Here is a 24,792-nt window from a genome sequence, read left to right on the forward strand (position 1 = left end):
GCCGGGTGGCGCGGTGGCCGGCGGCGGGCTCACCGGGGACGGGTTCACCGGCGGCGGGCTCACCGGTGGCGCCGGGAACGGCGGCGGGTGCTGCGGCGTCGGGTAGGGCAGCGTCGGCGGCAGCGCCGGGAGTTCGACCGAGCGCAGGTCCCAGCCGGTGGTGTCGACACCCTCCCAGGGGTCGACCGGTACCGCGTGCTCCGGCGAGAGCGGCGGGACCGGGGTCGGCTCGGCGGACTCGCCCCAGGCCCGCTTGCGCGGCGGCGGGGGCGGGACCGGGGCCGAGCCGCTCCACCGGGGCGCCGCTTCGGCGCGGGTCTCCACCCGGGTCGGGTCCGGTTGGGTCGGGACCCGGGTCGGATCGAACGGACCGGGCGCCGGGGTGGCCTCGGTCGACGTATCCGCCGCCGCTGCTGCCGGCCGGCTCGGGACGGCGGCCGAGCCGGTGGGACGCGCCGGTACGGCGGCGCCGGCCGGGCGTACCGGGAAGGACCCGCGGGCCGGCGTGACCGGGGCGGCGTCGGCCGTCCCCTCTCCGGGCGGCGCGTCGGCGAGGGTCTCGGCCGGTCGCCCGGTGGGGGTCTCGGCCTCGACGCCGTCCCTGGCCTGTTCCGCCTCGTCGTTCGTGCCGGCCGGGGCCTTCGGGTCGTCCCGGTCGTCCGCGTCGGGTCGGTCATCGGTGTCGGGCTGACCGCTCGCGGGCGGCACGTCGGTGGTGCCGCCGTCCGGCGCGGCGGCGTCGGTCGCGGCAACGGGCTCGGACCCGCCGTCGTGCTCGGCGGAGACGTCGGTCGCGGCGACGGGCTCGGTCGCGGCGACGGGCTCGGCGGGGACGTCGGTCGCGGGAGCCGCCTCCGTCGGGTCGGCGGCCGTGCCGTCGAGGTCGCGCGGCTCGCCGGGAGACGGCGGTACGGGGGAGTGGGCCGGCTCGGGGCTGCCCGGATCCCGGCCCGTGACCTGGGTGTCCCCGTCGGCCGGCCGGTCCGCCCCCGGCTGCGGCTGCGGCATCGCGGCAATCTCCTCTCGCGCCCGTAGCGAGGTTAGTACCGCCGTGCCACCCCCGACGAATCCCGGTCGCCGGGCGCGCCCGGCGGTGATCAAGGGGTTTGCGTCTGACTGAGCCCGGATCCTGACGCGAACTCCTTGGTCAAGCGGCTCGGGGTGACCGGGCGGTGTCCTGCGGTGCGGCGTGGTGAGCTGCGGAGCACCGCGTACCCTTGGGCATCATGAGTGCCCCGTCCACGACGCCGCGCCCGACCGCGTCCAACTCTGGCGACGACTCCAGCTCGGCGGGTCTGTCGCCGCGCCGCGATCTGGAGCCGTCGGTTTGGCCCCGGCTGGAGCCGCTGCTGCCCCAGGTGACCAAGCCCATCCAGTACGTCGGTGGTGAGCTGGGTGCCGTGGTCAAGGACTGGGACGCGGCGACCGTCCGGTGGGCGCTGATGTACCCGGACGCGTACGAGGTGGGCCTGCCCAACCAGGGCGTGCAGATCCTCTACGAGGTGCTCAACGAGCTGCCCGACGTCCTCGCCGAGCGGACGTACGCGGTCTGGCCGGACCTGGAGAAGCTGATGCGCGCCCACGGCGTGCCGCAGTTCACCGTCGACGCGCACCGCTCGGTGCGCGACTTCGACGTGTTCGGCGTCTCCTTCTCCACCGAGCTGGGCTACACCAACCTGCTCACCGCGATCGACCTGGCCGGCATCCCGCTGCTCGCCGCCGACCGCACCGACGCCGACCCGGTGATCGTGGCCGGCGGGCACGCCGCCTTCAACCCGGAGCCGATCGCCGACTTCGTCGACGCCGCGGTGCTCGGCGACGGCGAGGAGGCGGTGCTGGAGATCACCGCCATCGTCCGGGACTGGAAGGCGGAGGGCTGCCCCGGCGGTCGCGACGAGCTGCTGCTGCGGCTGGCCCGCACCGAGAGCGTCTACGTGCCGCGCTTCTACGACGTGGACTACCTGCCCGACGGCCGGATCCAGCGGGTCGTGCCGAACCGCCCGGACGTGCCGTTCCGGGTGCACAAGCGCACGACCATGGACCTGGACGCCTGGCCGTACCCGAAGAAGCCCCTCGTGCCGCTCGCCGAGACGGTCCACGAGCGGTACGCGGTGGAGATCTTCCGGGGCTGCACCCGGGGCTGCCGGTTCTGCCAGGCCGGCATGATCACCCGCCCGGTCCGGGAGCGCTCGATCACCACCGTCGGCCAGATGGTCCAGCAGGGGCTGGAGTTCTCCGGCTTCCACGAGGTGGGCCTGCTGTCGCTGTCGTCGGCCGACCACTCCGAGATCGGCGACATGTGCTCCGGCCTGGCCCAGCAGTACGAGGGCACCAACGTCTCGCTCTCGCTGCCCTCGACCCGGGTCGACGCGTTCAACATCGACCTGGCGCAGGAGCTGTCCCGCAACGGCCGGCGGACCGGCCTGACCTTCGCCCCCGAGGGCGGGTCGGAGCGGATCCGCAAGGTGATCAACAAGATGGTGTCGAAGGACGACCTGATCCGCACCGTGGTCACCGCGTACACCAACGGCTGGCGGCAGGTGAAGCTCTACTTCATGTGCGGCCTGCCCACCGAGACCGACGAGGACGTCCTCGAGATCGCCGACATGGCGCACGAGGTGATCCGGGCCGGCCGGGCCGCGACCGGGTCCAAGGACATCCGCTGCACGGTCTCCATCGGCGGGTTCGTGCCGAAGCCGCACACCCCGTTCCAGTGGGCGGCGATGGAGCGGCCGGAGGTCATCGACGGCCGGCTCAAGCTGCTCAAGCAGGCGATCAACGCGGACCGCTCGCTGGGCCGGGCGATCGGCTTCCGCTACCACGACGGCGAGCCGTCGCTGATCGAGGGCCTGCTCTCCCGCGGCGACCGCCGGGTCGGCGCGGTGATCCGCAAGGTCTGGGAGAACGGCGGTCGGTTCGACGGCTGGAGCGAGCACTTCTCGTACCAGCGTTGGGTGGACGCCGCCGCCGAGGTGCTGCCGGCCTTCGGCGTGGACCTGGACTGGTTCACCACCCGGGAGCGCGACGAGCTGGAGGTTCTGCCCTGGGACCACCTCGACTCGGGCCTGGACAAGGACTGGCTCTGGCAGGACTGGCAGGACTCGCTCGCCGAGTACGAGCAGGACGACTGCCGGTGGACGCCGTGCTTCGACTGCGGCGTCTGCCCGGCCATGGACACCGAGATCCAGATCGGCCCGACCGGGCGGAAGCTGCTGCCGCTGACCCCGGTCAACGGGCTGAAGCTGCCGGCCGGCGCCCAGCAGTAGCGACGCACACCGTACGGCCGGAGCGCGGGAACCCGTGGGGTTCCCGCGCTCCGGCGTATCCACGGGCGGTTGTCCCGTCGACGTCCCGTGACGTGGGGTGGGGGTGCCTCGACTGGCCGTCACTCGATACGCTGCGTCCGTATTGGACCGACCGGGGGTCGGCAGCGGGGAGGGCAGCAGCATGGGTGACATCAGGCCGCCGGACACCGGCGATCTGCAGGTCAGCGTCGAGGACCTGGACGCCGCGGCGCAGTACGTCGAGCGGTTGAAGCAGTACGTCGACGACACCATCAGCTACGAGATGGAGCGCATCAAGGAGCGGATGAAGGGCGACAGCACCAACTCGCAGGCCGTCGCGAACGGGACGCCGTTCGGCGCGTACGAGGACGCCCGGATGCAGTGGCAGGCGCTGACCAAGTCGACGGCCAACATGGAGATGCACCTCAAGTCGCTCTCCCAAAAGCTCGCCGGGCTCAAGAAGGGCACCGAGGACATCGCTCAGGCGTTCCGCGACGCCGAGGCCCGCAACGCCGCCAACGGCAAGGAGATCGAGCGGCTGCTCGAGTCCGCCACGCCGCCGCCGACCGCGGGCGGCCAGCCGCCCACCTACCCGTACACGGCCTGAGGGGGAGACGACCATGGCAGGAGGGACCTGGGAGCGGTGCGTCCGCGAGGTGACGCTGTCCGCGGACCCGGAGACGGTGGGCTCGGTCGGCGTGGGGTGGAGCAACCTCGGCACCGGCCTGGGATATCTGCGCGACGCGCTGATCGGCCGGTCGTTCGTCGGCCCGATCGCGCCGGGCACGGAGCGCCCGCACACCGGCGGTCTCACCGGCATGCTGGCGGGCTGGAAGGGCAGCGGCGGTGACGCGTACCGGGAGCACCTGGGCGAGATCGGCAAGGACATCGAGGAGCTGATCACCCACGCGACCAACGTCAGCGGGGCGCTGTCGCGGATCGAGGGGGACATCCGCAAGGCGGTGGCCAGCATCCCGATTCCGCTGATGGACGACTTCGGCTGGAACGAGTGGAGCCTGCCCGGCGGCACCGAGCTGGACGACGCCCGCGACGGCGAAAGCCAGTCCGGCTTCCTCGCCGCGCTGCGCAAGGACTACGGCGCCCACCCGGAGCTGTACGCCGACGGCGCGTTCCGCGACAAGGCCGACGACCTCGAGGCGACGATGAAGGTCGACGGCAACGCCAGCGACCACAAGCGCGGCGGCTGGTGGGACACCAAGTCGCACCTGGACAACTGGTACCGGGACAACCAGCAGGCGGCCAACACCGCCATGTCGCCGCTGCCCACCGCGGTGGAGACCGAGCGGCCCAAGCTGGTCGTACCCTCGCCGACCGGTGACACCGTCGGCGACTACCGGCCGGACGACCGGAAGCCGCCCGCGGGCTACCCCGGCGGCGGTGGCGGGGGTGGCGGCGGCATCGGCGGCGGTGGCGGAATGCCCAACGTCGGCAGCACGGGCATCGGCGGTGGCGGCGGCAGTCCGTACAGTGGCCACTCATCCATCGCGCCGCCCCCCACCGGTGGCAACTTCGACAGCGGCGGCCCCGGCGGCGGTTCCCACACGCCGTCCACGGGCGCCGGGCTGCCGGGCAGCGGCACGCCCGACTACGGCACCGGACTGGCCGGCGCCGGTGCGCCGACCCTGGGTAGCGGCTACGGCGGCGGCCCCGGCCTGGGCGGCATCGGCGTGGGCGGCATCCCCGGCATGGTCGGTGGGGGCAACGGCAAGGTGCCGCCGATGACCAGCGCGGCCAGCGCGCTGCGCAACGCCGCCGGTGCCGGCGCGGGTGCGGGCGGCCTGCGCGGCGCGGGGATGATGGGCGGCATGGGCGGGCACGGCGGCGCCGGGCACGGCGGCAGCGGCACGGAGCACTCGTCGTGGTTGACTGAGGACGACGATCCGTGGGGCACCGGTGACGCCGCGTCCCCGGGCATCCTGCGATGAGGACAGACGGATGAGGTTGAACGTCGGCACGCTCCGGCCGGTCGCGGCCGCCCTGGTGGCCGGTCTCATGGTGCTGGGGGCCGCCCAGCCGGCGGCCGCCGCGCCCCGGCGGACCGAGCAGTGGTACCTGGACGAGCTGCGGATCGACCAGGCGCACAAGCTCGCCACCGGTCGGGGCGTGCTGGTGGCGGTGGTCGACACCGGCGTCGACGCCAGCCACCCGGACCTCGCCGGCCGGCTCGTCCCCGGCGGCCGCACCGACGGCCGGAGCGGGGACGGGCGGACCGACCCGGACGGTCACGGCACCCACATGGCCGGCATCATCGCCGCCACCGACACCGCCCGGGACGGCGTGACGGGCATCGCTCCGGCCGCGAAGATCCTGCCGGTCGGCATCTCCGGCAAGCAGCGGGGCGGGGTCACCGCGGCGGCGTCCGCCGCCGGCATCCGGCTGGCCGCCGACCGCGGAGCCAAGGTGATCAACCTGTCCTACGCGACGATGGGGGTCGCCTCGGCGGACGAGGAGCAGGCGGTCCGGTACGCCCTGGCGCGGGACGCCGTGGTGGTGGCCGGTGCGGGCAACACCGCGCTGGGCCACGACCAGGTCGGCATCCCGGCCAACATCCCCGGCGTCATCGCGGTCACCGGCACGACCCGGGGTGGCGCCTTCTGGTCCGGTTCCGTGCAGGGGCCGCAGGCGGTGGTCTCCGCGCCGGCCGACAGCATCTACAACATCGGCCCGGACCACGGCTACGGGTGGGGTGACGGCACCTCGGACGCCACCGCGATCGTCTCCGGCATCGCGGCGCTGATCCGCTCGAAGTACCCGGACCTCGACGCGCCGAACGTGATCAACCGGATCGTCCGGACCGCCCGGGACGTCGGCCCGCCCGGCCGGGACCCGCAGTACGGCTTCGGCCGGGTCGACCCGATCGCCGCGCTGACCGCGAACGTGCCGAAGGTCTCCGCGAATCCGCTCCTCGACCAGAAGGCGGCCAGCCCGGCGCCGCCGCAGGCGGGCAAGGACGACGACTTCGACGTGACCCAGTACGGCGACCGGGGCGGCCCCACCGACCAGCAGGTCATGGTGATCGGTATCGGCATCGCCGTGGTGCTGGTCATCCTGCTGGCGCTGGTGATCTTCCTGGTCTGGAACCGCCGCCGCTACCGCCGCGAGGCGGCCCGGGCGGCCGACGTCCCGGACGAGGTGCTCGACCGGATGGCCGCCGACGGGCAGCCGCCGGTTCCGGTCGGATACGGCCCGCCCGGCGCGCCTCCCGGTCCGGGCGGATACGGCCCGCCGCCCGGCCACGTCCCGCCGCCGGGCCACGCCCCCGGCCAGGGATACCCGGGTCACGCCTCCGGCCAGGGGTACCCTCCGCCGGGCGGTTACGCCCCGCCCTCCGGCTACGCCCCGCCGCCGGGTGGCCCGCCTACGCCGCCGCCGGGCGGGAACCGGCCCTGACCGCCGTGGCCGGCCGGGTGACCTGTGCGTCACCGGCCGGCCACCGGCGTCTCCGGCTGGGTGCCAAGGGCCCCGCCGACCGGTTTCGACCGGGTTGCCGGGCCGTCGTGGTGGCCCCGGCTGCGTACCCTGCGTGGCGCTGCGTCAGGATGGGGCGGACACGCAGGTAGCACCCGAGGAGCTCACGATCGCCAGAAAGCCTCAACCCGAGGGCGGCCAGGCGCCGGTCGTCCAGCGGGTCCGGATCCGGTACGCCAAGCGTGGACCGCTGCGGTTCACCTCGCACCGGGACTTCGCCCGGGCCTTCGAGCGCGCGCTGCGCCGGGCCGGCGTACCGATCGCCTTCTCCCAGGGCTTCACCCCGCACCCCAAGATCTCGTACGCCTCCGCCGCGCCGACCGGCGTCGCCAGCGAGGCGGAGTACCTGGAGATCGGCCTGCGCGAGCCGGTCGACCCGGGGCAGCTGCGGCAGGCCCTGGACGCCGCCCTGTCGCCCGGGCTCGACGTGCTCGACGCGGTGGAGGCCACCGGCGGCAGCCTCGCCGACCGGATCGAGGCGTCCCGGTGGCGGATCGAGCTGCCCGAGGTCGACCCGGCCCTGGCCGAGCAGGCGGTGGCCGCGTTCCGCGCCGCCGAGGAGATCCAGGTCGAGCGGATGACCAAGCAGGGCCGCCGGACGTTCGACGCCCGGGCTGCCGTGATGAGCATCGATGTGTCGCCGGAGTCGGAGACGCCTTCCGGGGTGGTGGCCGTACCGTGTGCGATACTCGAAGTGGTCGTGCGGCAGGTCACCCCGTCCGTACGGCCCGATGACGTCCTTTCCGGCCTCCGCGTGGTGGCCGCCCTGGAGCCGCCGGTCGCCCCACGGGTGATCCGGCTGGCGCAGGGCACGCTGACCGCGCAGGGCGAGATCGTCGATCCGTTGGATGCGGATCGCGACGGGGCAGCCATCGGAGAGCACTGACCGACGGTCAGTGCTCTGGCAGGCAGACTTCGGCGGTCGCGCGCCTGCGCGCCCGGCGGAAACACCTTTTGCGGCAACCCTGCGTGGCAGCGCTCACCCGCGCCCGGGGCAGCCAGAACTGGAGAACGTCCATGCTCGAGAACGAGCCCGAGGGCGGCGAACGGACCGGCGCAGAACCGGCCGAGGCGACCGCCGCCAGCAGCACCGAGGGCACCGCCGAGGTTGAGAAGCCGGCCCGCAAGCGGACCAGCCGGCGCAAGACGGCCCCGCTCAACCAGCCGGAGCAGACCGAGGCGCCGGTCGAGGCGTCCACCGGCGCCGGCACCGCCAGCGGCGAGTCGCCCCAGGCCGAGGTGTTCGCCCCGGTCGCCGGTGAGTTGGAGGCCGCCCCGAAGACCCGGCGGCGGCGCAAGGCGACCCCTGCGAAGGCGGCCGAGGAGCCGGTGGCCGCCACCGGGGTGGAGCCGACCACCGAGGAGGTCGTCCCGCCGGTCAAGGTGACCCGGACGCGGCGCCGCAAGGCCACCCCGCCGCCCGCCGAGACGCCGTTGGAGGAGTCCGCGACCGAGGCCCCGGCCGAGGCCGCCGTCGAGCCGCGGGGGGACGTCGAGGGGGGCGAGCCGCCGGCCGTCGCCGGGGAGGCCGCCCCGGCTGAGGAGCTCGCGCAGCCCGCCGACGAGGCGGCCGAGGAGGAGCCGACGCCCGCCGAGTCGGGCGAGCGGCTGCCGCTCGACGAGGCCACCCTGGCCCGGGCCGGTGGGCCGGCGGACCGGACCGGCGAGGTTTCGCCGGGGGCAGCCGTGCCGGCGGCCGCCGAGGAGCCGGCGCCGACCCGCCGCCGACGGGCGGCGCTCTCCGCACCGACCGTCCTGTTCATGCCCCCGCAGCCCGAGGAGATGCCGACCGTCCGGGTCACCTACCCGGTCGCCGAGGAGGCCGCCGAGGAGCCGGTGGAGACCGGCCGGCGCCGGCGGCGCGGCCGCCGCGAGGCGGAGCCGGTCGAGGTCGAGACCGAGGTCGACGAGGAGCCGACCCTCGAGGCCGAGGAGGTCGCCGAGGCGGAGGAGGAGGACGAGGAGTCGGCCGCGAGCCGTCGCCGCCGTCGCCGGGGCCGCCGGGGCCGGGGCCGGGGCAAGGGCGGGGCCGAGGAGGCCGAGGACGAGGAGGTCGAGGAGGCCATCGAGGCCGAGGCCGCCGACGCCGAGGCCGAGGAGGCCGCCGAGGAGGAGGAGACCGAGGGCGACGGGATGACCCGCCGCCGCCGTCGCCGCCGCCGCCGGGGCGCCGGGGACGTGGAGGCCGCCGCCGAGGACGGGGTGCCCACCGTCGTCAAGATCCGGGAGCCGCGCAAGGCCGTCGACGAGGTGCAGGGCGTCTCCGGCTCGACCCGGCTGGAGGCCAAGCGGCAGCGCCGCCGGGACGGGCGCGAGCAGCGGCGTACCCGGCCGCCGATCCTGAGCGAGTCGGAGTTCCTGGCCCGCCGGGAGGCGGTCGACCGGGTGATGGCCGTCCGCCAGCGCGGCGACCGGACCCAGATCGCCGTCCTCGAGGACGGCGTGCTGGTCGAGCACTACGTGACCCGCAACTCGTCCGGCACCATGGCCGGCAACGTCTACCTGGGCAAGGTGCAGAACGTGCTGCCCAGCATGGAGGCGGCGTTCGTCGACATCGGGCGCGGGCGCAACGCCGTGCTCTACGCCGGCGAGGTCAACTGGGACACCAGCGGCCTGGAGGGCCGGGCCCGCTCGATCGAGCAGGCGCTGCGCTCCGGCGACTCGGTGCTGGTGCAGGTGACCAAGGACCCGATCGGGCACAAGGGCGCCCGGCTGACCAGCCACGTCGCGCTCTCCGGCCGGCACCTGGTGTACGTGCCGAACGGCAACGCCTCGGGCATCTCCCGGAAGCTGCCGGACACCGAGCGCAAGCGGCTGCGGGACATCCTCAAGAAGCTGGTGCCGGACGGCGCCGGGGTGATCGTGCGTACCGCGGCGGAGGGCGCCAGCGAGGACGAGCTGGCCCGGGACGTCAAGCGGCTCCAGGCGCAGTGGGAGGACATCCAGGCCAAGGCGGCCGAGGGCGGCGCGCCGGTCCTCCTCTACGAGGAGCCGGACCTGGTCATCCGGGTGGTCCGGGACCTGTTCAACGAGGACTTCCGCGAGCTGGTCATCGAGGGCGAGCAGTCGTACGACATGGTCGAGTCGTACCTGTCGCACGTCTCGCCGGACCTGGTGGAGCGGCTGCGCCGGCACGCCGGCACCACCGACGTGTTCGCCGAGTACCGGATCGACGAGCAGATCCTCAAGGGGCTGGACCGCAAGGTCTTCCTCCCGTCGGGCGGGTCGCTGGTGATCGACCGGACCGAGGCGATGACGGTCATCGACGTGAACACCGGCAAGTACACCGGCTCCGGGGGCAACCTGGAGGAGACGGTCACCCGCAACAACCTGGAGGCGGCCGAGGAGATCGTGCGCCAGCTGCGGCTGCGCGACCTCGGCGGCATCGTGGTGATCGACTTCATCGACATGGTGTTGGAGTCGAACCGGGAGCTGGTGCTGCGCCGGCTCACCGAGTGCCTCGGCCGGGACCGGACCAAGCACCAGGTCACCGAGATCACCTCGCTGGGCCTGGTGCAGATGACCCGCAAGCGGGTCGGCGCGGGCCTGCTGGAGTCGTTCAGCGAGACCTGCGAGTGCTGCAAGGGCCGCGGCCTGATCATCCACACCGAGCCGGTGCCGGAGAAGCCGCGCTCCGGCGGGGGCGCGGGGGAGAAGGTCAAGGCGGTCGCCTCGGCCGTCACCACCCCGGCCACCGAGGAGAAGGGCCGGCGCCGGGGCCGCAAGGCCGCCGCGGAGAAGCCCGCCGCCGAGGTCGCGCCGGAGCAGCCGGCCGCCGAGGCCGCCCCGGATCGGACCGTCGCCGAGCCCGCGCCGGAGCGGACCGTCGCCGAGGTCGTGGAGGCGCCGGAGGACTACTACGACACCCAGGGCTACGACCTCTCCCGGTACGAGTCGGAGACGCCGGCCGCCCCGGCGGTCGCCGACAGCCAGGAGGGCGAGTCGGCCCGGCTGGCCGCCGCGGACGACCCGGACGCGATCGGCGACGGCGAGGCCGAGGAGGAGGGCGCGGAGGTCGGCACCGGCCGGCGGCGCTCCCGGCGCGGCGGCGCCCGGCGGCGTACCCGTCCGTGAGGCGCTGACCAGCACGGCGTTTGACAGGGCCCCTTCCTCGGCAACAGAGTCCGCAGGGAGGGGCCCTGCCGTACCCGTCGACCCCCGGTCGGGGCGGCGCGGCCCGGACGGGAGGAAACATGCGTCGGGTGTTCGCGGTGACCGCGCTGACCGGGCTCCTGCTGGCCGGTGCCGGCTGCGCCGACCGGGACAGCGATCCCTTCGCGGTCGGCTTCGCCTCACCGGCCCCACGGGCCACTCCTGCCCCGACCGCCACCGGGGACGCCGGGGTCTGTGCCGGTGCCAAGCAGGCCGGCTCCGCGGCCGTGCAGACGTACGTCCAGAAGTTGGCCGAGATGCTGCGGGCGAACGCGCTCCGGGACCGCCGGACGGAGGAGGCCGCCCGGCGGGAGGCGGAGGCCGCGCTCGCCGGCTGGCGGGACACGCTGCGGGAACAGTCGGCCCGGGCGGCCGACCCCCGGCTGCGTACCCTGTTGGCGGACCTGGCCACCGAGGTGGGCGGCCTCGGCACGGACGTGCGGGCGATCGACGAGACGGAGTTCGACCGGCTCCAGGGGCGCCTCGACGAGCTCTGCCCGGGCTGACCGGGCGGCCCGGTTTGGGTGGCGGGCCTGGTATGGCGTACGCTTGCCTGCGGCGCACTTTGGTGTGCCGAGTTCCCGCGTGCCCGCGCCGCCGGTGTCACGGCTCCCGGCGAGACGCCGTGGGAACGACCGACCGGTAACGGTGGGAAAAGACGCTAGCAGCCTCAACGACAGGGAGTCCGCCTCCGATGTACGCGATCGTCAAGACCGGCGGCAAGCAGTACAAGGTCGCCGAGGGCGACGTGATCGAGGTCGAGAAGCTCACCGGTGCCCCCGGTGACGCGGTGAAGCTCACCGCGGTGCTCCTCGTCGACGGTGACGACCTGGTGACCGACGCGGCGAAGCTTGCGAAGGTTTCGGTGTCCGGCGAGATCGCCGCGCACACCAAGGGCCCGAAGATCCGGATCCACAAGTTCAAGAACAAGACCGGCTACCACAAGCGCCAGGGTCACCGCCAGCCGCTGACCCAGGTCAAGGTGACCGGCATCTCCAGCGGGAAGTAGGTCGTCCTCCAATGGCTCACAAAAAGGGTGCGTCCAGCTCGCGTAACGGTCGCGATTCCGCGGCCCAGCGGCTCGGCGTGAAGCGCTTCGGTGGTCAGGTCGTCAACGCGGGCGAGATCATCATCCGCCAGCGCGGCACCAAGTTCCACCCCGGTGACCTGGTCGGCCGCGGCGGCGACGACACGCTCTTCGCGCTGGCCGCCGGTGCGGTCCAGTTCGGCACCAAGCGCGGTCGCAAGACCGTCAGCATCGTGCCGCAGCAGTAACACCTCCGGCGTAGGCGGGCCGCGGACCTCGTGTCCCGGCCCGCTTCGCTTTTCACGTGCGGGGCGCACCCCGCTGGAAGGATTGACAGCGTGACGACGTTCGTTGACCGGGTCGTCCTGCACCTGCAGGCCGGCGACGGCGGGCACGGCTGTGTCTCGATCCATCGGGAGAAGTTCAAGCCGTTCGGTGGGCCGGACGGCGGCAACGGCGGGCACGGCGGCAGCGTGTCGCTGGTCGTCGACCCGCAGGTCACCACGCTGCTCGACTTCCACTACCGGCCGCACCAGAAGGCCGAGAACGGCAAGGGCGGCGCCGGCTCGAACCGGGACGGCGCCAACGGCCACGACCTGGTGATCAAGGTGCCGAACGGCACCGTCGTGCAGACCCCGGACGGCGAGGTGCTGGCCGACCTGGTCGGCGTGGGCACCACGTTCGAGGCGGCCCGGGGTGGGCGTGGCGGGCGCGGCAACGCCTCGCTGGCCAACGCCCGGCGCAAGGCGCCCGGGTTCGCCGAGCTGGGTGAGCCCGGTGACCGGCTGGACGTCGTGCTGGAGCTGAAGAGCGTCGCCGACGTCGGCCTGGTCGGCTTCCCGTCCGCCGGCAAGTCCTCGCTGATCTCGGTCATCTCCGCGGCCAAGCCGAAGATCGCCGACTACCCGTTCACCACGCTGGTGCCGAACCTGGGCGTGGTGCGGGTGGACAACCACACCTTCACCGTCGCCGACGTGCCGGGGCTGATCCCGGGCGCGGCCACCGGCAAGGGCCTGGGCCTGGAGTTCCTCCGCCACGTCGAGCGTTGCGCCGTGCTGGTGCACGTGGTCGACACGGCGACGCTGGAGCCGGGCCGCGACCCGCTCGCGGACATCGACACCATCGAGGCCGAGCTGACCGAGTACGGCGGCCTCGCCGACCGGCCCCGTCTCGTCGCGCTCAACAAGATCGACGTGCCGGACGGGCGGGACCTGGCCGAGATCGTCCGGCCCGACCTGGAGGCGCGGGGCTTCCGGGTGTTCGAGGTCTCCACGGCCACCCGCGAGGGGCTCAAGGAGCTGACGTACGCGATGGCGGAGCTGGTCGAGCAGGCGCGCAGCGCCGCGCCGCCGGCCGAGCCGACCCGGATCGTGATCCGCCCGAAGGCGGTCGACGACGCCGGCTTCACCATCGAGGCGGAGGCCGACGGCTCGTACACGGTCCGGGGCAACCGGCCGGAGCGCTGGGTCAAGCAGACCAACTTCGACAACGACGAGGCGGTGGGCTACCTGGCCGACCGGCTGGCCCGGCTGGGCGTCGAGGAGAAGCTGGCCAAGGCCGGCGCGCAGGCCGGCGACCTGGTCCGGATCGGCGACCGCGAGTTCGACTGGCAGCCCACCCTCTACGCGGGCGAGGACTTCGTCCCGACCGTCCGGGGCGCGGACGTCCGGCTGGAGGAGAAGTCGACCCGGGCCTCGGCCGCGGAGCGGCTGGCCGCCCGCAAGGCGCGACGGCGCCGCCCGGAGGACGAGATCGAGGCTTCCCCGGCCGTGGAGGCGGACGACGACGAGGATTGGGAGTAGCCGTCAATTCGGGGTCGCACGCCGGAAACCTCCCCGAAACGGGCGCTGCCTAGCGTGGCAACCATGCTGATCGAACCCCGTCCCGCCACCGACCCCGAGGTCGCCGCCCTGGTCATCGCCCAGCAGCGCGAGCTGCGCGAGGCCGACGGGGGGCTGGACGGGCAGGTGACGGTCACCCACGACGACATCCGCTACCTGGTCGTGGTGGCGGCGGGGCGCGCGGTCGCCTGCGGCGGCGTCCAGGCCCTGGACGCCGAGACGGGCGAACTCAAGCGGATGTACGTGCGGCCGGCGTACCGGGGGCGGGGCGTCGCCCGGCAGTTGCTGGCGGCGCTGGAGGAGTTGGCCTTCCGGCAGGGGCACACCACGGTGTGCCTGGAGACGGGGAGCTACCTGCCGGCCGCCATCGGCCTCTACCGGTCCTGCGGCTACCGGCCCATCCCGGTGTACGGCGAGTACGTGGACAACCCGTACAGCGTGTGCTTCGCCAAGCGCCTGCCGGTCGCCGCCTGACGGCGGCGGCCACGCGCGTGCCGGCGGTCAGGCGCCGGTCTCGGCGTGCGCGGCGGTGACCGGCTTCGACTCGGGGCTGGCGTGCTGCCGCAGCACGATGCTCAGCAGGATCAGCACCCCGACGGCGAGGAACTCGCTCTGCCAGTTCTGCATGGACTGGAACCAGAAGTCGCTGGTGCCGAGGAACTGCACGGCGCTGATCGGCGGGGCCCCGCTCTCCAGCGCCTGCTCCTGGTTGTACTCGACCACGCCGCCGAGCAGGTGGCCGAGGAACGAGCCGGCGAAGATCAGCAGCAGCGCGATCGACAGGCTGTTGCGGTAGATGGCCAGCGGCAGCCCACCGACCCGGGCCGGCCAGGGGGAGTCGGGGGTGGCGCGGCGCGCGTCGTCGTCGGGGCGGTCGGTCTGCCCCTCGGGCTTCGACTCGGCCGACCCCTTCTGCACCAGGTACGCGGTGAGCAGGACGTAACCGCCCATCTGGAGGAACTCCGACTCCCAGTTCTCGAAGACCGCCTCGGCGAAGTGCCCGGTGCCGAGGTACGCCCACCAGCTCAGCGGGGCCGCCCCGTACTGGGTCAGCTCCTCGTTGTGCACCTGCCACCCGAACACGCTCTGCAACGTCAAAAAGATCAGGAACGCGCCGAGCATCGCAACCGTGAGCGCGTTGTCCCGCAACCACCGCGACATCGCCGGACCTCCTCGTCAGGGTCACTCCCCGTGGTGGTCCTCCGGTGCCCCGGGCGCGGATCACGCAAACCCGGGCGGCGGCCGGTCACGCCGTTGCCACCCCATCGGGTGACGCAGGTCAGGGTCGGTCGATCGGGGTGTCCGGCCGGCCGCCGGTGCCCACCTCGTTGTTGAGCAGCAGGCCGACGGCGAGCATGCCGAAGCCGAGGAAGAGGTGCAGCCAGTTGTCCGCGTCGTTGAACGGCACGAAGTTCGCCGCGCTCTCCCGGTCCACCGCGAAGCCGTAGAGCCAGATGGCCAGGTAGATGGCGCCACCGCCGGCCAGGAAGAGCCGGGCCCCGGAGACCGTGCGGGCCAGCGCCAGTCCGACCAGGCCGAAGAGCAGGTGCAGCAGGTTGTGCAGCACCGACACCTGGAACAGGCCGATCAGCTTCGCCTCGGAGTGGTGACCGGCGAACGCCAGGTCCCCGTAGTGGGTGGTGAACCCGGGCACGAACCCGAGCACGCCGATGAGCACGAAGACGGCGGCCACCGCGAGGGCGACCTTCTGGATCGCCGGGCGGGACCGGGCCGGAGCGCGTCCGCGCACGTCACGTGCCATCGCTGTCACCTCCGTGGGTCAACCGCCGCCCGGGCCGGGCCGACCCTCCATTGTGTGATCACGGCGGGGCGGTTCCGCAGAGAAATGACGAATCAGGCATGGACCTCACGACGCGGGGTAGGTCAGTTGTCACGCCGAAAGTAATTCGGCGTGATCCCCCGAGCACAACCGCTACGACCATCCGAGCGGAAGGGACACCATGACTTACGATCTGTCACCCACGCCTGCCACGTACGAGTCGACCAACGGCGGCGGGGTTCGCGACCAGGCCCGCCAGGTCGGCTCGGAGACCGCGAACGCCGGCGGCGCGGTCGCTCAGACCGCGAAGGAGCAGGGCAAGGAGGTCGTCGGCGAGGCGAAGCGCCAGGCCCGCAACCTCTACGGCGAAGCCCGCGACCAGCTGACCTCGCAGACCGGCCAGCAGCAGCAGCGCGCCGCGGGCGGCATCCGCTCGCTGGCCGAGGAGATGCGCTCGATGGCGCAGCACGGTGGCGGCTCCGGGCCGGTCACCGAGCTGGCCCACCAGGCGGCCGACCGGATGCACGGCGTGGCCGGCTGGCTGGAGCAGCGCGAGCCGGGCGACCTGCTCAACGAGGTCAAGAACTACGCCCGCCGCAACCCGGGCACCTTCCTCGTCGGTGCCGCGCTGCTCGGCGTGGTCGCCGGCCGGCTGACCCGGAACATCGCCGCCGTCGGCGACGGCGCCGGCCAGCAGGCGTACGACCCGGACCGGACCGCGGTCATCCCGACCTCGCGGGCCGTGCCGGACCAGATCCCGCCAGGCGGCTACCTCGACCCGACCCCCGGCACGTACGCCGAGCCGACTCCGGGCTACTCGGGTCAGGGCGCGACCTACCCCGACCCGGGCGCCACCACCGGCGGCTACGCCGACCCGGTCGGCGGCACCGGACGGCCGCTGCCCCCGCCGGAGCGGACCGACCCGCTGCCGGGCGTCCCGTCCAGCGGCGTGAACCGTCCGTGAGCGGCCGAACCGGCAGAAGGGAGGCGACGGCATGACCGCGCCGACGCAGGGGCCCGGCCTGGACTCCGGTTATCAGCCGGCAGGCGCCCCGCACACCGCGGACGAGGTCCGGGGAAGCTCCATCGGCGAGCTGATGCGCCAGGTCACCACCGACCTGTCCACCCTGATGCGGCAGGAGGTCGAGCTGGCCAAGGCGGAGATCCGCCAGGAGGGAAAGAAGGCGGGCAAGGCCGCCGGCCTCTTCGGTGGCGCCGGCTTCGGCGGCTACATGGTGGCGCTGTTCCTCTCCATCGCGCTGTGGCAGGCCCTGGACAACGTCATGGACTCGGGTCTGGCCGCGCTGATCGTGGCCGTCATCTGGGCCGTGATCGCCGGGGTCCTCTATTCCATGGGCAAGAAGAACGCCGAGCGGATCCGCGGCCTCAAGCAGACCAACGACAGCGTGCAGCGCATTCCCGACGCGCTGAAGCCGCACCCGGAGGGAGTCACCCGATGAGCACCGATCCCGCCCAGATCCGCCGGGACATCGAAGCCACCCGCGACAACCTGAGCTCGGACGTGGACGCCCTGGCGTACAAGGTCAGCCCGAGCCGCATCGTCGACGACCGCAAGCAGCGCGTCCGCAGCGCGCTCTCCAACGTGAAGGACAAGGTGATGGGAACCGCATCCGACCTGGGCCACACCACCGGCCACCACGCCCACTCGGTGGGCGACCACGCCTCGTCGGCGGCGTCGACCGTCGGCGACAAGGCGCACGCCGCCGCGTCCACCGTCGGCGACGCCGCCCACCGGGCCCCCCAGGTGCTGCGGGAGAAGTCCGAGGGCAACCCGATGGCCGCCGGTGTGATCGCCTTCGGCGTCGGGATGCTGGTCTCCTCGCTGATCCCGGCCACCCGTCGCGAGCAGCAGGTCGCCGCCCAGGTCAAGGAGAAGGCCGCCGAGCACGGCGGGGTGGTGAAGGAGAAGCTGAGCGAGGTCGCGGGCGAGGTCCGGGAGGAGCTGCGCGGGCCGGCCCAGCACGCCGCCGAGTCGGTGCGGTCGACCGCCCAGGACGCCGCGCAGACGGTCAAGGAGGACACCCGCTCCGCCGCGCACGACGTCAAGGACAGTGCGCAGCAGTCGCGCGAACAGGTCCGGTACTGACCGTCCCCGTACGCCGCAGCTCGCGGCCACTCCCGGCCGGACGCCGGGGAGTGGCCGCGAGCTGTCGCGTGCGCCGGGCGCGATTCAGCTCGACAGCGGGTCCGCGACCGGGTGCGGGCGCGCCGGGGCCGGGTGGTTCCCGGCGGCCACCCAGAGCCGCAGCTCGTCCGGCCCGTCCCTGATCGGTGGTGGCGGGCGGGTGGCCCCGGTCCCCACGCCGGCGGGAGACGGCGCGCCGGCGAGTCGCCGGGCCACCAGGACACCGACAACCGTCGCCGCGGCCCGCGACCACCGGCCCCGCCGTCCGCCGGTGAGCGCGGCGGTCACCGCCGCGCCCGCCGCCGGCGCGGCCAGCAGCCGCGCCGGCCGGGCCGGCCTGAGGTACGCCCGCACGGGTCGCTCGCCTCCTCCCAGCTCGAATCGGTGGCGCGGCATGCCCGAAATCTCAGCGATCAAACCGTTTTCCCGTTTCACTGGACCAGCGCCGGGTAGCGCACCGGGATGCGGGCGGTCCAACCCCGGACGCCCGAGCGGAGGAGACGCGATGACCAGCAATGGGGCGAGGTGGGCGCTGGCCGGCGCCGCCACGGTGACCGCGGTCGGGGTTGGCCGGGCGGTGGCCCGCCGGCGGCGCCGGCACCAACCCGAGCGGGAGGACGGCTGGTACGTCGTTCACCGGGGCATCACCGTGGACCGGCCGGTGGACGCGGTGATCGGCTTCTGGACCGACCGGGAACGGTTGGACCGGGGCCTGGCCGAGTGGGCGACCCTGGAACAGGTCGACGACAACCGGTGGCGCTGCGTGGCGAGCGACCCGGTCGGCGGCGGCACCGAGTGGCGCGCCGAGATCACCGTCGACGGGCCGCGCCGGTTGAGCTGGCGGGTCACTGCGGGGCCGGTGGCCCAGCGGGGTCGGGTCGAGCTGCTGCCGGCGCCCCAGGACCGGGGCACCGAGATCCGGGCCGAGCTGCGCTGGCGCTCCGGCCCGGTGCGCCGGATGCTCGGCCTCGCCGGCGGGCACGAGCCGGACCTGGCCCTGCGCAGCGCGCTGCGCCGGATCAAGTCGCTGCTCGAGACCGGCCAGGTGCTCGACACCCGGCACGATCCGTCCGGGCGCGACCCGAAGCAGGAGCAGGCCACCGACCGGATCCGCGAGCAGCTGATGGTGGGAGGCCGGCCGTGAGGGCACTCTGCTGGGAGGGCGTCGGCAAGCTGGCCGTACGCGACGTGCCGGAACCGGCCATCCGCGCCGCGGGCGACATCATCGTGAAGGTCAAAGCGAGCAGCGTCTGCGGCTCCGACCTGCACCTGATCAACGGGTACCTGCCCGCCATGCGGGAGGGTGACATCCTCGGCCACGAGTTCATGGGCGAGGTGGTGGAGACCGGCCCGGACGTCCGGCGGATCAAGGTCGGCGACCGGGTGGTGGTCGGCTCGGTGGTGGCCTGCGGCGGCTGCTGGTACTGCCGTACCGAGCAGTACTCCCTCTGCGACAACTCGAATCCGCAGCCGGTCTTCACCGAGAAGCTGTGGGGCCACTCGCCGGCCGGCATCCTCGGCTACTCGCACGCGGCGGGCGGCTACTCGGGCAGCCACGCCGAGTACATCCGGGTGCCGTTCGGCGATGTCGGCGCGTTCACCGTCCCCGACGGGGTGCCGGACGACTCGGTGGTGTTCGCCTCCGACGCGATGCCGACCGGTTGGATGGCCGCCGACTTCTGCGGGCTGAAGGGCGGCGAGGTGGTCGCCGTCTGGGGTGCCGGCGGGGTGGGCCAGATGGCGGCCCGCTCGGCGCAGATCCTCGGCGCCGAACGGGTGATCGTGATCGACCGGCTGCCGGAGCGGCTGGCCACCGCCGCCGGCCGGCTCGGCGTCGAGACCATCAACTACGCGGAGACCGACGTGCTGGAGGCGCTGCGCGAGCTGACCGCCGGGCGCGGCCCGGACGCCTGCATCGAGGCCGTCGGCATGGAGTCGCACGACGTCGGGCCGATCTACGCGTACGACAAGGCGAAGCAGACCGCCCGGTTGCAGAGCGACCGGCCGACCTCGATCCGGCAGGCGATCATGGCGTGCCGCAAGGGCGGCACGGTGAGCATCGTCGGCGTCTACGGCGGGCTGGTCGACAAGTTCCCGCTCGGCGCGGCCATGAACAAGGCGCTGGTGCTGCGGATGGGGCAGATGCACGCCCAGCGCTACATCCCCATGCTGCTGGACCGGATCGCGGTCGGCGAGATCGACCCCGGCTACCTGGCCACCCATCCGATGCCGCTGGAGCAGGGCGCCAAGGGTTACGAGATCTTCGAGAAGAAGGAGGACGGCTGCCTGCGTACCGTCCTGCACCCGCAGGCGGCCTGAGTCGGTTCCGCTGCCCCCGCAGTGCCGCGCGCTGACGCTCAGCCGGTGCGGCGCACCGCGTCGATGAGCAGACCGCTGGGCGGCAGGGCGGGCATCCGGCCGAGGTCCAGCGCCAGGTTCTGCGGCGGGACCTGGTAGCTCATCGCGCCGGTGAGGTTGGCGACGGCGCGTTTCATCAGCTCGATGGTGATCCACTCGCCGGCGCAGCGGTGCCCGGTGAAGTGGTCGCCCCCGCCCTGCGGCACCAGGCTGAACGCGTCGCCGGGCCAGCCGGCGAAGCGTTCCGGCCGGAACCGCTCCGGCTCGGGCCACAGCTCCGGGTGGTGGTTGGTCGCGTACAGGTCGAGCAGGACCCGGCGGCCCTGCGGGAACGGGTATCCCCGCCACTCGAAGGAACGCCGGACCCGGGCCGCGGCCACCGGGAAGAACGGGTAGTAGCGCCGTACCTCCTGGACGAAGTTCCCGGTGGCGGTGTCGTCGCCGCGGACCCGGTCGCGCCAGTCGGGGTGGTCGTGCAGGGCCAGCGCGGCGAAGACCACGAACCGGTCGATGGCGACGGTCGGCCGGAGGATGTTCAGCACCTCCACCGCCGCGATCCGGCCCGGCAGCGGGCGGCCCTGCTCGTCGCGGTGCCCGGCGATCACCCGCAGCGCGCTCCCCTCGGGCGCGGGGAGGGCGCCGGTGCGGACCCGCCCGACCAGGTTCGCGATCCAGCGTTCCGCGCGCCGGCGGGCGAGCACACCCCGCCAGTGCCGCGGGCCGAACGCGGTGGGGGCCTCGATCATGGCGTGCAGCTCGTTGGTGCGCCGGGCCACGTCCGCGTCGGCCAGCGGCACCCCGGCCCAGGCGCAGACCGCCCGGATCAGGATCCGGGCGACCTCGTCGTAGAGCACGACCGGGCCGTGCTCGGCCCAGGCCGGGATCCGGGCCCGCCACTCGTCGTCGAAGAGCTGCCCGAGGTGGCGGATCCCGGCCGGCGTCATGATCGACATCAGCATCGCCTTGCGGGCCCGGTGCGCGTCGCCGTCGAGCCCCTGGACGCCGCCGACCCCGGTGAGCGTGCGCTGCCCCCGCATCGGCATCGCCCCGTGCCGGATGAAGCGGTCGTTGTCGTAAAACAGTTCGGCGGCCGGCCGGCCGCGCAGGCAGATGGTCGGCTCCAGCAGCAACCGGGTCTGGAAGATGTCGGTGCCGTACCGGTCGCACCGGTCGCCGACGAACCGGTAGCCCGCGCGGAGGAACGCCAGGGTGCTCTCCGGGCTCCGGTCGGTGGGGATGGCGCTCATCGGCTGCTCCTGACGGCGACGCGGCACGGTTTACCCGCTTCTACCCAGGTCCGGGCGGGTGAATCCCGGCCGGCGGCCACCCTGCCACCGCCCGCCGCCTGGCGGAGGGGCCAGCCCCGGCGCCGGAGCTGGCCCCTCCCACGACGGCGGAAAGCTGGTTGGCTCGGTTCCGGACCGGCGGTGGGCCGGTCGCGGGGCACCGCCGGCGGCCCGACCACGGAGCCAGCCGGCGGACCGGATCGGGGACGGGGAGGACACGTGCGGGACAACAGGGTGGCGCGCTGGCGGCAGCGCCGGTTGACGGCCGGGCTGGGCGCGGGCCGGGGCGACCGGGCGGAGACGCTGATCGCCCCGCCCCGGCGGGACGGGGCCGGGCCGGCCCGGTTCTTCACCGTGCACCTCGGCTTCGAGGCGGCCGACCCGTCCGTCGCGCGGGAGCTGGCCGTCGCGTACGCGGAGGCGCTGAGCCTGCTCCGCCCGGAGCTGGCGCTCGGCGCCGCGGCGCTCTCCCCGGCCGACGCCTGGCACCGCGCGGAGCGGCTGTTCTGCGGGGCCCTCGGGCCCGACGGCGAACGCTGCGCGGACGTGGTGGGGCACCCCGGCTTCCACCACGCTCCCGGCCTCGGCGGGCTCGGCTGGGGCGACGGTGACTGACCGCCGCCGCTCAGTCCAGGTCGAACTCGCCGTCCTGGGCGCCGGCCACGAAGGCGTCCCACTCGGCCTGGGTGAAGACCAGCACCGGGCCGTCCGGCTCGGCCGAGTTGCGCATTCCGATCAGGTCGTCGACGAAGGCCACCTCGACCGCGCTCTCGGAGGTGTCCCCCTCCGCCCGCTGCCAGACCGCCCGGGAGAGGTCGAAGTCGCCCTTGGGGTGCTGACCCATCGCTGTTCCTCCATCGCCGCACGTCACCGGGGAGTCCGTCCGGATCCCCATCGGGCAGGATAAGCGGATGCCGAGCCTGACCCGTGTAGAGGCGACCGCGCGTGGCGCGTTGCTCACCGTCGAGTCCTACCAGGTGGACCTCGACCTGACCGGTGACGGCGAGCGGTTCCGCTCCGCCGTCACCATCCGGTTCCGGGCGACCCCCGGCGCCGAGACCTTCGCCGAGGTCAAACCCGCGAGACTCCTCGGGGTACGCCTCAACGACCGCGACCTCGACCCGGGGACGCTGACCGACAACCGGCTGCCGCTGACCGGGCTGGCCGCGACCAACACGCTCACGGTCGAGGCCGAGATGGCCTACTCGAACACCGGCGAGGGCATGCACCGCTTCGTCGACCCGGCCGACGACGAGACCTATCTCTACGCCATGTCCTTCCTCGACGACGTGCAGCGGATCTTCGCCGCGTTCGACCAGCCGGACCTGAAGGCCCCGGTGACCCTCTCGGTCACCGCCCCACCGGCGTGGACCGTCGCGGCCAACGGCGCGGTAGCCGCCCGGCCCGCTCCGGGCCGCTGGGAGTTCGCCCCGACCGAGCCCCTGGCCACGTACTTCTTCACGCTGATCGCCGGTCCGTGGCACGTCCGGCAGGACGAGCACGACGGCATCCCGCTCGGCCTCTACTGCCGGCGCTCCCTGGCCGCGCACCTGGACGCCGACGCCGACGAGATCTTCACCGTCACCCGGGAGTGCTTCGACCGTTTCCACCAGCTCTTCGCCGAGCGCTACCCGTTCGGCAAGTACGACCAGGCGTTCGTGCCGGAGTTCAACGCCGGCGCCATGGAGAATCCGGGCCTGGTCACCATCCGGGACGACTACGTCTTCCGCTCGGCGGTCACCGACACCCAGCGGGAGCTGCGCGCCACCACCATCGCCCACGAGATGGCGCACATGTGGTTCGGCGACCTGGTCACCATGCGCTGGTGGGACGACCTGTGGCTGAACGAGTCCTTCGCGGAGTACCTGGGCACCCGGGTCACCGCCGAGGCGACCCGCTTCGACCAGGCGTGGACCACCTTCGCGATGCGCCGCAAGGCCTGGGGATACGCGGCCGACCAGCGTCCCTCCACCCACCCGGTCGCCCCGGAGGAGGTCGCCGACGCCGCCCAGGGCCTGCTCAACTTCGACGGCATCTCGTACGCCAAGGGCGCCAGCGTGCTGCGCCAGCTCGTCGCCTGGCTCGGCGACGACGCCTTCCTCGCCGGCCTGAACGCGCACTTCGCCAAGCACCGGTTCGGCAACGCCACCCTCGCCGACCTGCTCGACAGCCTGGGCGCCGCGAGCGGCCGCGACCTCACCGACTGGGCCGAGCGCTGGCTGCGCCGCCCCCAGGTCAACACGCTGCGGATGGTCACCGCGGTGGACGCCGACGGCCGGTGGACCGAGGCGGCCGTGGTGCAGACCGCACCGGAGGCGTACCCGGTGCTGCGCCCGCACCGCATCGGCGTCGCCCGCTACGCTCCGGACGCCCCGACGCACCGCTTCGAGGTGGACCTGGACCCGGACGCCGACCACGGCCGCACCGAGCTGACCGAGCTGGTCGGCCGACCGGCCACCGGCCTGCTGCTGCCCAACGCCGGCGACCTCACCTTCGCCAAGATCCGGCTCGACCCGGCCTCGGCGGACGCGGTGCCGCTGGTGCTTCCCGCGCTGGACGATCCGCTGGCCCGGGCGTTGCTCTGGGGTGAGGCGCTGGACGCCGCCACCGACGGCGAGCGGCCGGTCGCCGCCGTGGTCGCGCTCATCGCGGCGGCGCTGCCCGCCGAGACCGAGGTGATCATCGCGGAGGACGTGCTCACCCTGAGCCGCAACCTGGTCGACCGCTACCTGGAGCCGCTGGCCCGGGACGCCGCCCTGCTCCGGATCGCCGGGGCCTGCGGCACGCTGCTCGCCGCCGCCCCGGCCGGCGGGTCGCTGCAACTCGCCGCGGCCCGGGGGCTGATCGGCGCCACCGCCGACGCCGGGCTGCTCACCGGCTGGCTGGCCGGCAAGGGCGTGCCGGAGGGGCTGGCGGTCGATACCGACCTGCGCTGGGCGCTGTTGCAGCGGCTGGTGGTGCTGGGCGCGGCCGGCGAGCCGGAGATCGCCACCGAGGCGGCGGCCGACCGCAGCGCGACCGGCGCCGAGCGGGCCGCCGGCTGCCGGGCGGCCCGGCCCGACGCCGACGCCAAGCGGGCCGCCTGGGACATCATCACCAGCAACGCCGAGCTTTCCAACCGCCTCGTCGAGGCCACCGCGGAGGGCTTCTGGCAGCCGGAGCAGGCCGAGCTGACCGCCGGATACGTCAAGCGGTACTTCGCCGACATGCCGGCGGCGGCGCGGCTGCGTACCCCGTGGACGGCCGACCGGGTGGCCACCCTGGCCTTCCCCCGCTACGCCGTGGCACAGCCCACCCGGGACCTGGCCGCGGCGCTGCTGGCCCGCGACGACCTCACGCCGGGGCTGCGCCGGCGGGTCGTCGACCTCGACGACGACCTGCGTCGCGCGCTGGTGGCCCGGACGGCGGTGGCCGCCGCGGGCGCCTGAC

The 24,792-nt window shown here is 73.9% G+C and carries 23 protein-coding genes and 1 pseudogene; 18 read left to right on the forward strand and 6 right to left on the reverse strand.

Annotated features, from left to right (window positions below):
- A pseudogene (locus EFE23_RS09170) lies at positions 1-1,008 on the reverse strand (hypothetical protein); the annotation flags it as partial.
- Between the two features lie 218 nt (positions 1,009-1,226).
- Here EFE23_RS09170 and EFE23_RS09175 point away from each other — a divergent pair.
- From EFE23_RS09175 to EFE23_RS09225, 11 genes are all read left to right on the forward strand, one after another.
- Positions 1,227-3,266, forward strand: a complete 2,040-nt coding sequence (locus EFE23_RS09175; RefSeq protein WP_123240486.1) for a TIGR03960 family B12-binding radical SAM protein — start codon at positions 1,227-1,229, stop codon at positions 3,264-3,266.
- A gap of 181 nt (positions 3,267-3,447) precedes the next feature.
- The gene (locus tag EFE23_RS09180) at positions 3,448-3,891 is read left to right on the forward strand and encodes a hypothetical protein (protein WP_123240487.1); all 444 of its coding nucleotides are present in this window, start codon (positions 3,448-3,450) and stop codon (positions 3,889-3,891) included.
- A 13-nt stretch (positions 3,892-3,904) separates the two neighbouring features.
- A complete protein-coding gene (locus tag EFE23_RS29270) occupies positions 3,905-5,230 on the forward strand; it encodes a hypothetical protein (RefSeq protein ID WP_123240488.1) in 1,326 nt (441 codons plus the stop codon).
- A gap of 10 nt (positions 5,231-5,240) precedes the next feature.
- Complete coding sequence (gene mycP / locus EFE23_RS09190) at positions 5,241-6,695, forward strand: type VII secretion-associated serine protease mycosin (RefSeq protein WP_123240489.1); 1,455 nt, start codon at positions 5,241-5,243, stop codon at positions 6,693-6,695.
- A gap of 244 nt (positions 6,696-6,939) precedes the next feature.
- Positions 6,940-7,659: a TIGR03936 family radical SAM-associated protein gene (locus EFE23_RS09195; RefSeq protein ID WP_123240549.1), complete on the forward strand. Its 720-nt coding sequence runs from the start codon at positions 6,940-6,942 to the stop codon at positions 7,657-7,659.
- Between the two features lie 131 nt (positions 7,660-7,790).
- Positions 7,791-10,847 carry an Rne/Rng family ribonuclease gene (locus EFE23_RS09200; protein ID WP_123240490.1) on the forward strand — a complete coding sequence of 1,019 codons (3,057 nt, stop codon included), beginning with the start codon at positions 7,791-7,793 and terminating at the stop codon, positions 10,845-10,847.
- A gap of 119 nt (positions 10,848-10,966) precedes the next feature.
- Positions 10,967-11,431: a hypothetical protein gene (locus tag EFE23_RS09205; RefSeq protein WP_123240491.1), complete on the forward strand. Its 465-nt coding sequence runs from the start codon at positions 10,967-10,969 to the stop codon at positions 11,429-11,431.
- A gap of 188 nt (positions 11,432-11,619) precedes the next feature.
- Entirely contained in the window at positions 11,620-11,934 is a 315-nt protein-coding gene (gene rplU, locus EFE23_RS09210; protein WP_123240492.1) for a 50S ribosomal protein L21, read from the forward strand.
- 11 nt (positions 11,935-11,945) lie between these two features.
- On the forward strand, positions 11,946-12,200 hold the full coding sequence (gene rpmA, locus EFE23_RS09215) for a 50S ribosomal protein L27 (protein WP_073838295.1): 255 nt from the start codon (positions 11,946-11,948) through the stop codon (positions 12,198-12,200).
- Between the two features lie 90 nt (positions 12,201-12,290).
- Positions 12,291-13,754 (forward strand): GTPase ObgE, encoded by a 1,464-nt coding sequence (gene obgE, locus EFE23_RS09220; RefSeq protein ID WP_123240493.1) that lies wholly within the window; start codon positions 12,291-12,293, stop codon positions 13,752-13,754.
- A 63-nt stretch (positions 13,755-13,817) separates the two neighbouring features.
- On the forward strand, positions 13,818-14,267 hold the full coding sequence (locus tag EFE23_RS09225) for a GNAT family N-acetyltransferase (protein WP_123240494.1): 450 nt from the start codon (positions 13,818-13,820) through the stop codon (positions 14,265-14,267).
- A gap of 27 nt (positions 14,268-14,294) precedes the next feature.
- Here EFE23_RS09225 and EFE23_RS09230 read toward each other — a convergent pair whose 3' ends face one another.
- Positions 14,295-14,954 (reverse strand): DUF6766 family protein, encoded by a 660-nt coding sequence (locus tag EFE23_RS09230; protein WP_123240495.1) that lies wholly within the window; start codon positions 14,952-14,954, stop codon positions 14,295-14,297.
- A gap of 118 nt (positions 14,955-15,072) precedes the next feature.
- A complete protein-coding gene (locus EFE23_RS09235; protein ID WP_123240496.1) occupies positions 15,073-15,555 on the reverse strand; it encodes a DUF4383 domain-containing protein in 483 nt (160 codons plus the stop codon).
- A gap of 199 nt (positions 15,556-15,754) precedes the next feature.
- Between EFE23_RS09235 and EFE23_RS09240 the strand changes: the two genes are divergently transcribed.
- Genes EFE23_RS09240 through EFE23_RS09250 form a run of 3 tightly spaced genes read left to right on the forward strand, consistent with a single transcriptional unit; the run spans position 15,755 to position 17,680 of the window.
- Positions 15,755-16,537: a hypothetical protein gene (locus EFE23_RS09240; RefSeq protein ID WP_123240497.1), complete on the forward strand. Its 783-nt coding sequence runs from the start codon at positions 15,755-15,757 to the stop codon at positions 16,535-16,537.
- Positions 16,538-16,568: 31 nt separating this feature from the next.
- Positions 16,569-17,033 (forward strand): phage holin family protein, encoded by a 465-nt coding sequence (locus EFE23_RS09245; protein WP_123240498.1) that lies wholly within the window; start codon positions 16,569-16,571, stop codon positions 17,031-17,033.
- Positions 17,030-17,680, forward strand: coding sequence for a DUF3618 domain-containing protein (locus EFE23_RS09250; RefSeq protein WP_123240499.1), 651 nt, complete (start codon positions 17,030-17,032; stop codon positions 17,678-17,680). The genes EFE23_RS09245 and EFE23_RS09250 overlap by 4 nt, the downstream gene beginning before the upstream one ends.
- A gap of 84 nt (positions 17,681-17,764) precedes the next feature.
- On the opposite strand, the gene EFE23_RS09255 is transcribed toward EFE23_RS09250, so the two are convergent.
- The gene (locus EFE23_RS09255) at positions 17,765-18,073 is read right to left on the reverse strand and encodes a hypothetical protein (RefSeq protein ID WP_123240500.1); all 309 of its coding nucleotides are present in this window, start codon (positions 18,071-18,073) and stop codon (positions 17,765-17,767) included.
- A gap of 151 nt (positions 18,074-18,224) precedes the next feature.
- Here EFE23_RS09255 and EFE23_RS09260 point away from each other — a divergent pair, with 151 nt between their 5' ends.
- Together EFE23_RS09260 and EFE23_RS09265 are read left to right on the forward strand one after the other, a co-directional pair.
- On the forward strand, positions 18,225-18,863 hold the full coding sequence (locus EFE23_RS09260; RefSeq protein ID WP_123240501.1) for an SRPBCC family protein: 639 nt from the start codon (positions 18,225-18,227) through the stop codon (positions 18,861-18,863).
- A complete protein-coding gene (locus tag EFE23_RS09265; protein ID WP_123240502.1) occupies positions 18,860-20,038 on the forward strand; it encodes a zinc-dependent alcohol dehydrogenase in 1,179 nt (392 codons plus the stop codon). The genes EFE23_RS09260 and EFE23_RS09265 overlap by 4 nt, the downstream gene beginning before the upstream one ends.
- 38 nt (positions 20,039-20,076) lie before the next feature.
- Here EFE23_RS09265 and EFE23_RS09270 read toward each other — a convergent pair whose 3' ends face one another.
- Positions 20,077-21,324 carry a cytochrome P450 gene (locus tag EFE23_RS09270; protein ID WP_123240503.1) on the reverse strand — a complete coding sequence of 416 codons (1,248 nt, stop codon included), beginning with the start codon at positions 21,322-21,324 and terminating at the stop codon, positions 20,077-20,079.
- 258 nt (positions 21,325-21,582) lie between these two features.
- On the opposite strand from EFE23_RS09270, the gene EFE23_RS09275 reads away from it, so the two are divergent.
- Positions 21,583-21,978, forward strand: a complete 396-nt coding sequence (locus EFE23_RS09275) for a hypothetical protein (RefSeq protein WP_123240504.1) — start codon at positions 21,583-21,585, stop codon at positions 21,976-21,978.
- 10 nt (positions 21,979-21,988) lie between these two features.
- Here the strand turns inward: EFE23_RS09275 and EFE23_RS09280 are convergent, their stop codons facing one another.
- The gene (locus EFE23_RS09280; protein ID WP_091442482.1) at positions 21,989-22,207 is read right to left on the reverse strand and encodes a DUF397 domain-containing protein; all 219 of its coding nucleotides are present in this window, start codon (positions 22,205-22,207) and stop codon (positions 21,989-21,991) included.
- 67 nt (positions 22,208-22,274) lie between these two features.
- Here EFE23_RS09280 and pepN point away from each other — a divergent pair, with 67 nt between their 5' ends.
- The gene (gene pepN, locus EFE23_RS09285; protein ID WP_123240505.1) at positions 22,275-24,791 is read left to right on the forward strand and encodes an aminopeptidase N; all 2,517 of its coding nucleotides are present in this window, start codon (positions 22,275-22,277) and stop codon (positions 24,789-24,791) included.
- Position 24,792 lies beyond the last annotated feature (1 nt).

Origin of the sequence: Micromonospora solifontis, from assembly GCF_003725545.1 — a bacterium.
Taxonomy (GTDB): domain Bacteria; phylum Actinomycetota; class Actinomycetes; order Mycobacteriales; family Micromonosporaceae; genus Micromonospora; species Micromonospora solifontis.

Bases quoted from the DNA above. Each gene is read 5' to 3' on its own strand.
- EFE23_RS09175 (WP_123240486.1), top strand. From the start codon at position 1,227: ATGAGTGCCCCGTCCACGACGCCGCGCCCGACCGCGTCCAACTCTGGC.
- EFE23_RS09180 (WP_123240487.1), top strand. From the start codon at position 3,448: ATGGGTGACATCAGGCCGCCGGACACCGGCGATCTGCAGGTCAGCGTC.
- EFE23_RS29270 (WP_123240488.1), top strand. From the start codon at position 3,905: ATGGCAGGAGGGACCTGGGAGCGGTGCGTCCGCGAGGTGACGCTGTCC.
- mycP (WP_123240489.1), top strand. From the start codon at position 5,241: ATGAGGTTGAACGTCGGCACGCTCCGGCCGGTCGCGGCCGCCCTGGTG.
- EFE23_RS09200 (WP_123240490.1), top strand. From the start codon at position 7,791: ATGCTCGAGAACGAGCCCGAGGGCGGCGAACGGACCGGCGCAGAACCG.
- EFE23_RS09205 (WP_123240491.1), top strand. From the start codon at position 10,967: ATGCGTCGGGTGTTCGCGGTGACCGCGCTGACCGGGCTCCTGCTGGCC.
- rplU (WP_123240492.1), top strand. From the start codon at position 11,620: ATGTACGCGATCGTCAAGACCGGCGGCAAGCAGTACAAGGTCGCCGAG.
- rpmA (WP_073838295.1), top strand. From the start codon at position 11,946: ATGGCTCACAAAAAGGGTGCGTCCAGCTCGCGTAACGGTCGCGATTCC.
- EFE23_RS09225 (WP_123240494.1), top strand. From the start codon at position 13,818: ATGCTGATCGAACCCCGTCCCGCCACCGACCCCGAGGTCGCCGCCCTG.
- EFE23_RS09230 (WP_123240495.1), bottom strand. From the start codon at position 14,954: ATGTCGCGGTGGTTGCGGGACAACGCGCTCACGGTTGCGATGCTCGGC.
- EFE23_RS09235 (WP_123240496.1), bottom strand. From the start codon at position 15,555: ATGGCACGTGACGTGCGCGGACGCGCTCCGGCCCGGTCCCGCCCGGCG.
- EFE23_RS09240 (WP_123240497.1), top strand. From the start codon at position 15,755: ATGACTTACGATCTGTCACCCACGCCTGCCACGTACGAGTCGACCAAC.
- EFE23_RS09245 (WP_123240498.1), top strand. From the start codon at position 16,569: ATGACCGCGCCGACGCAGGGGCCCGGCCTGGACTCCGGTTATCAGCCG.
- EFE23_RS09250 (WP_123240499.1), top strand. From the start codon at position 17,030: ATGAGCACCGATCCCGCCCAGATCCGCCGGGACATCGAAGCCACCCGC.
- EFE23_RS09260 (WP_123240501.1), top strand. From the start codon at position 18,225: ATGACCAGCAATGGGGCGAGGTGGGCGCTGGCCGGCGCCGCCACGGTG.
- EFE23_RS09270 (WP_123240503.1), bottom strand. From the start codon at position 21,324: ATGAGCGCCATCCCCACCGACCGGAGCCCGGAGAGCACCCTGGCGTTC.
- EFE23_RS09280 (WP_091442482.1), bottom strand. From the start codon at position 22,207: ATGGGTCAGCACCCCAAGGGCGACTTCGACCTCTCCCGGGCGGTCTGG.
- pepN (WP_123240505.1), top strand. From the start codon at position 22,275: ATGCCGAGCCTGACCCGTGTAGAGGCGACCGCGCGTGGCGCGTTGCTC.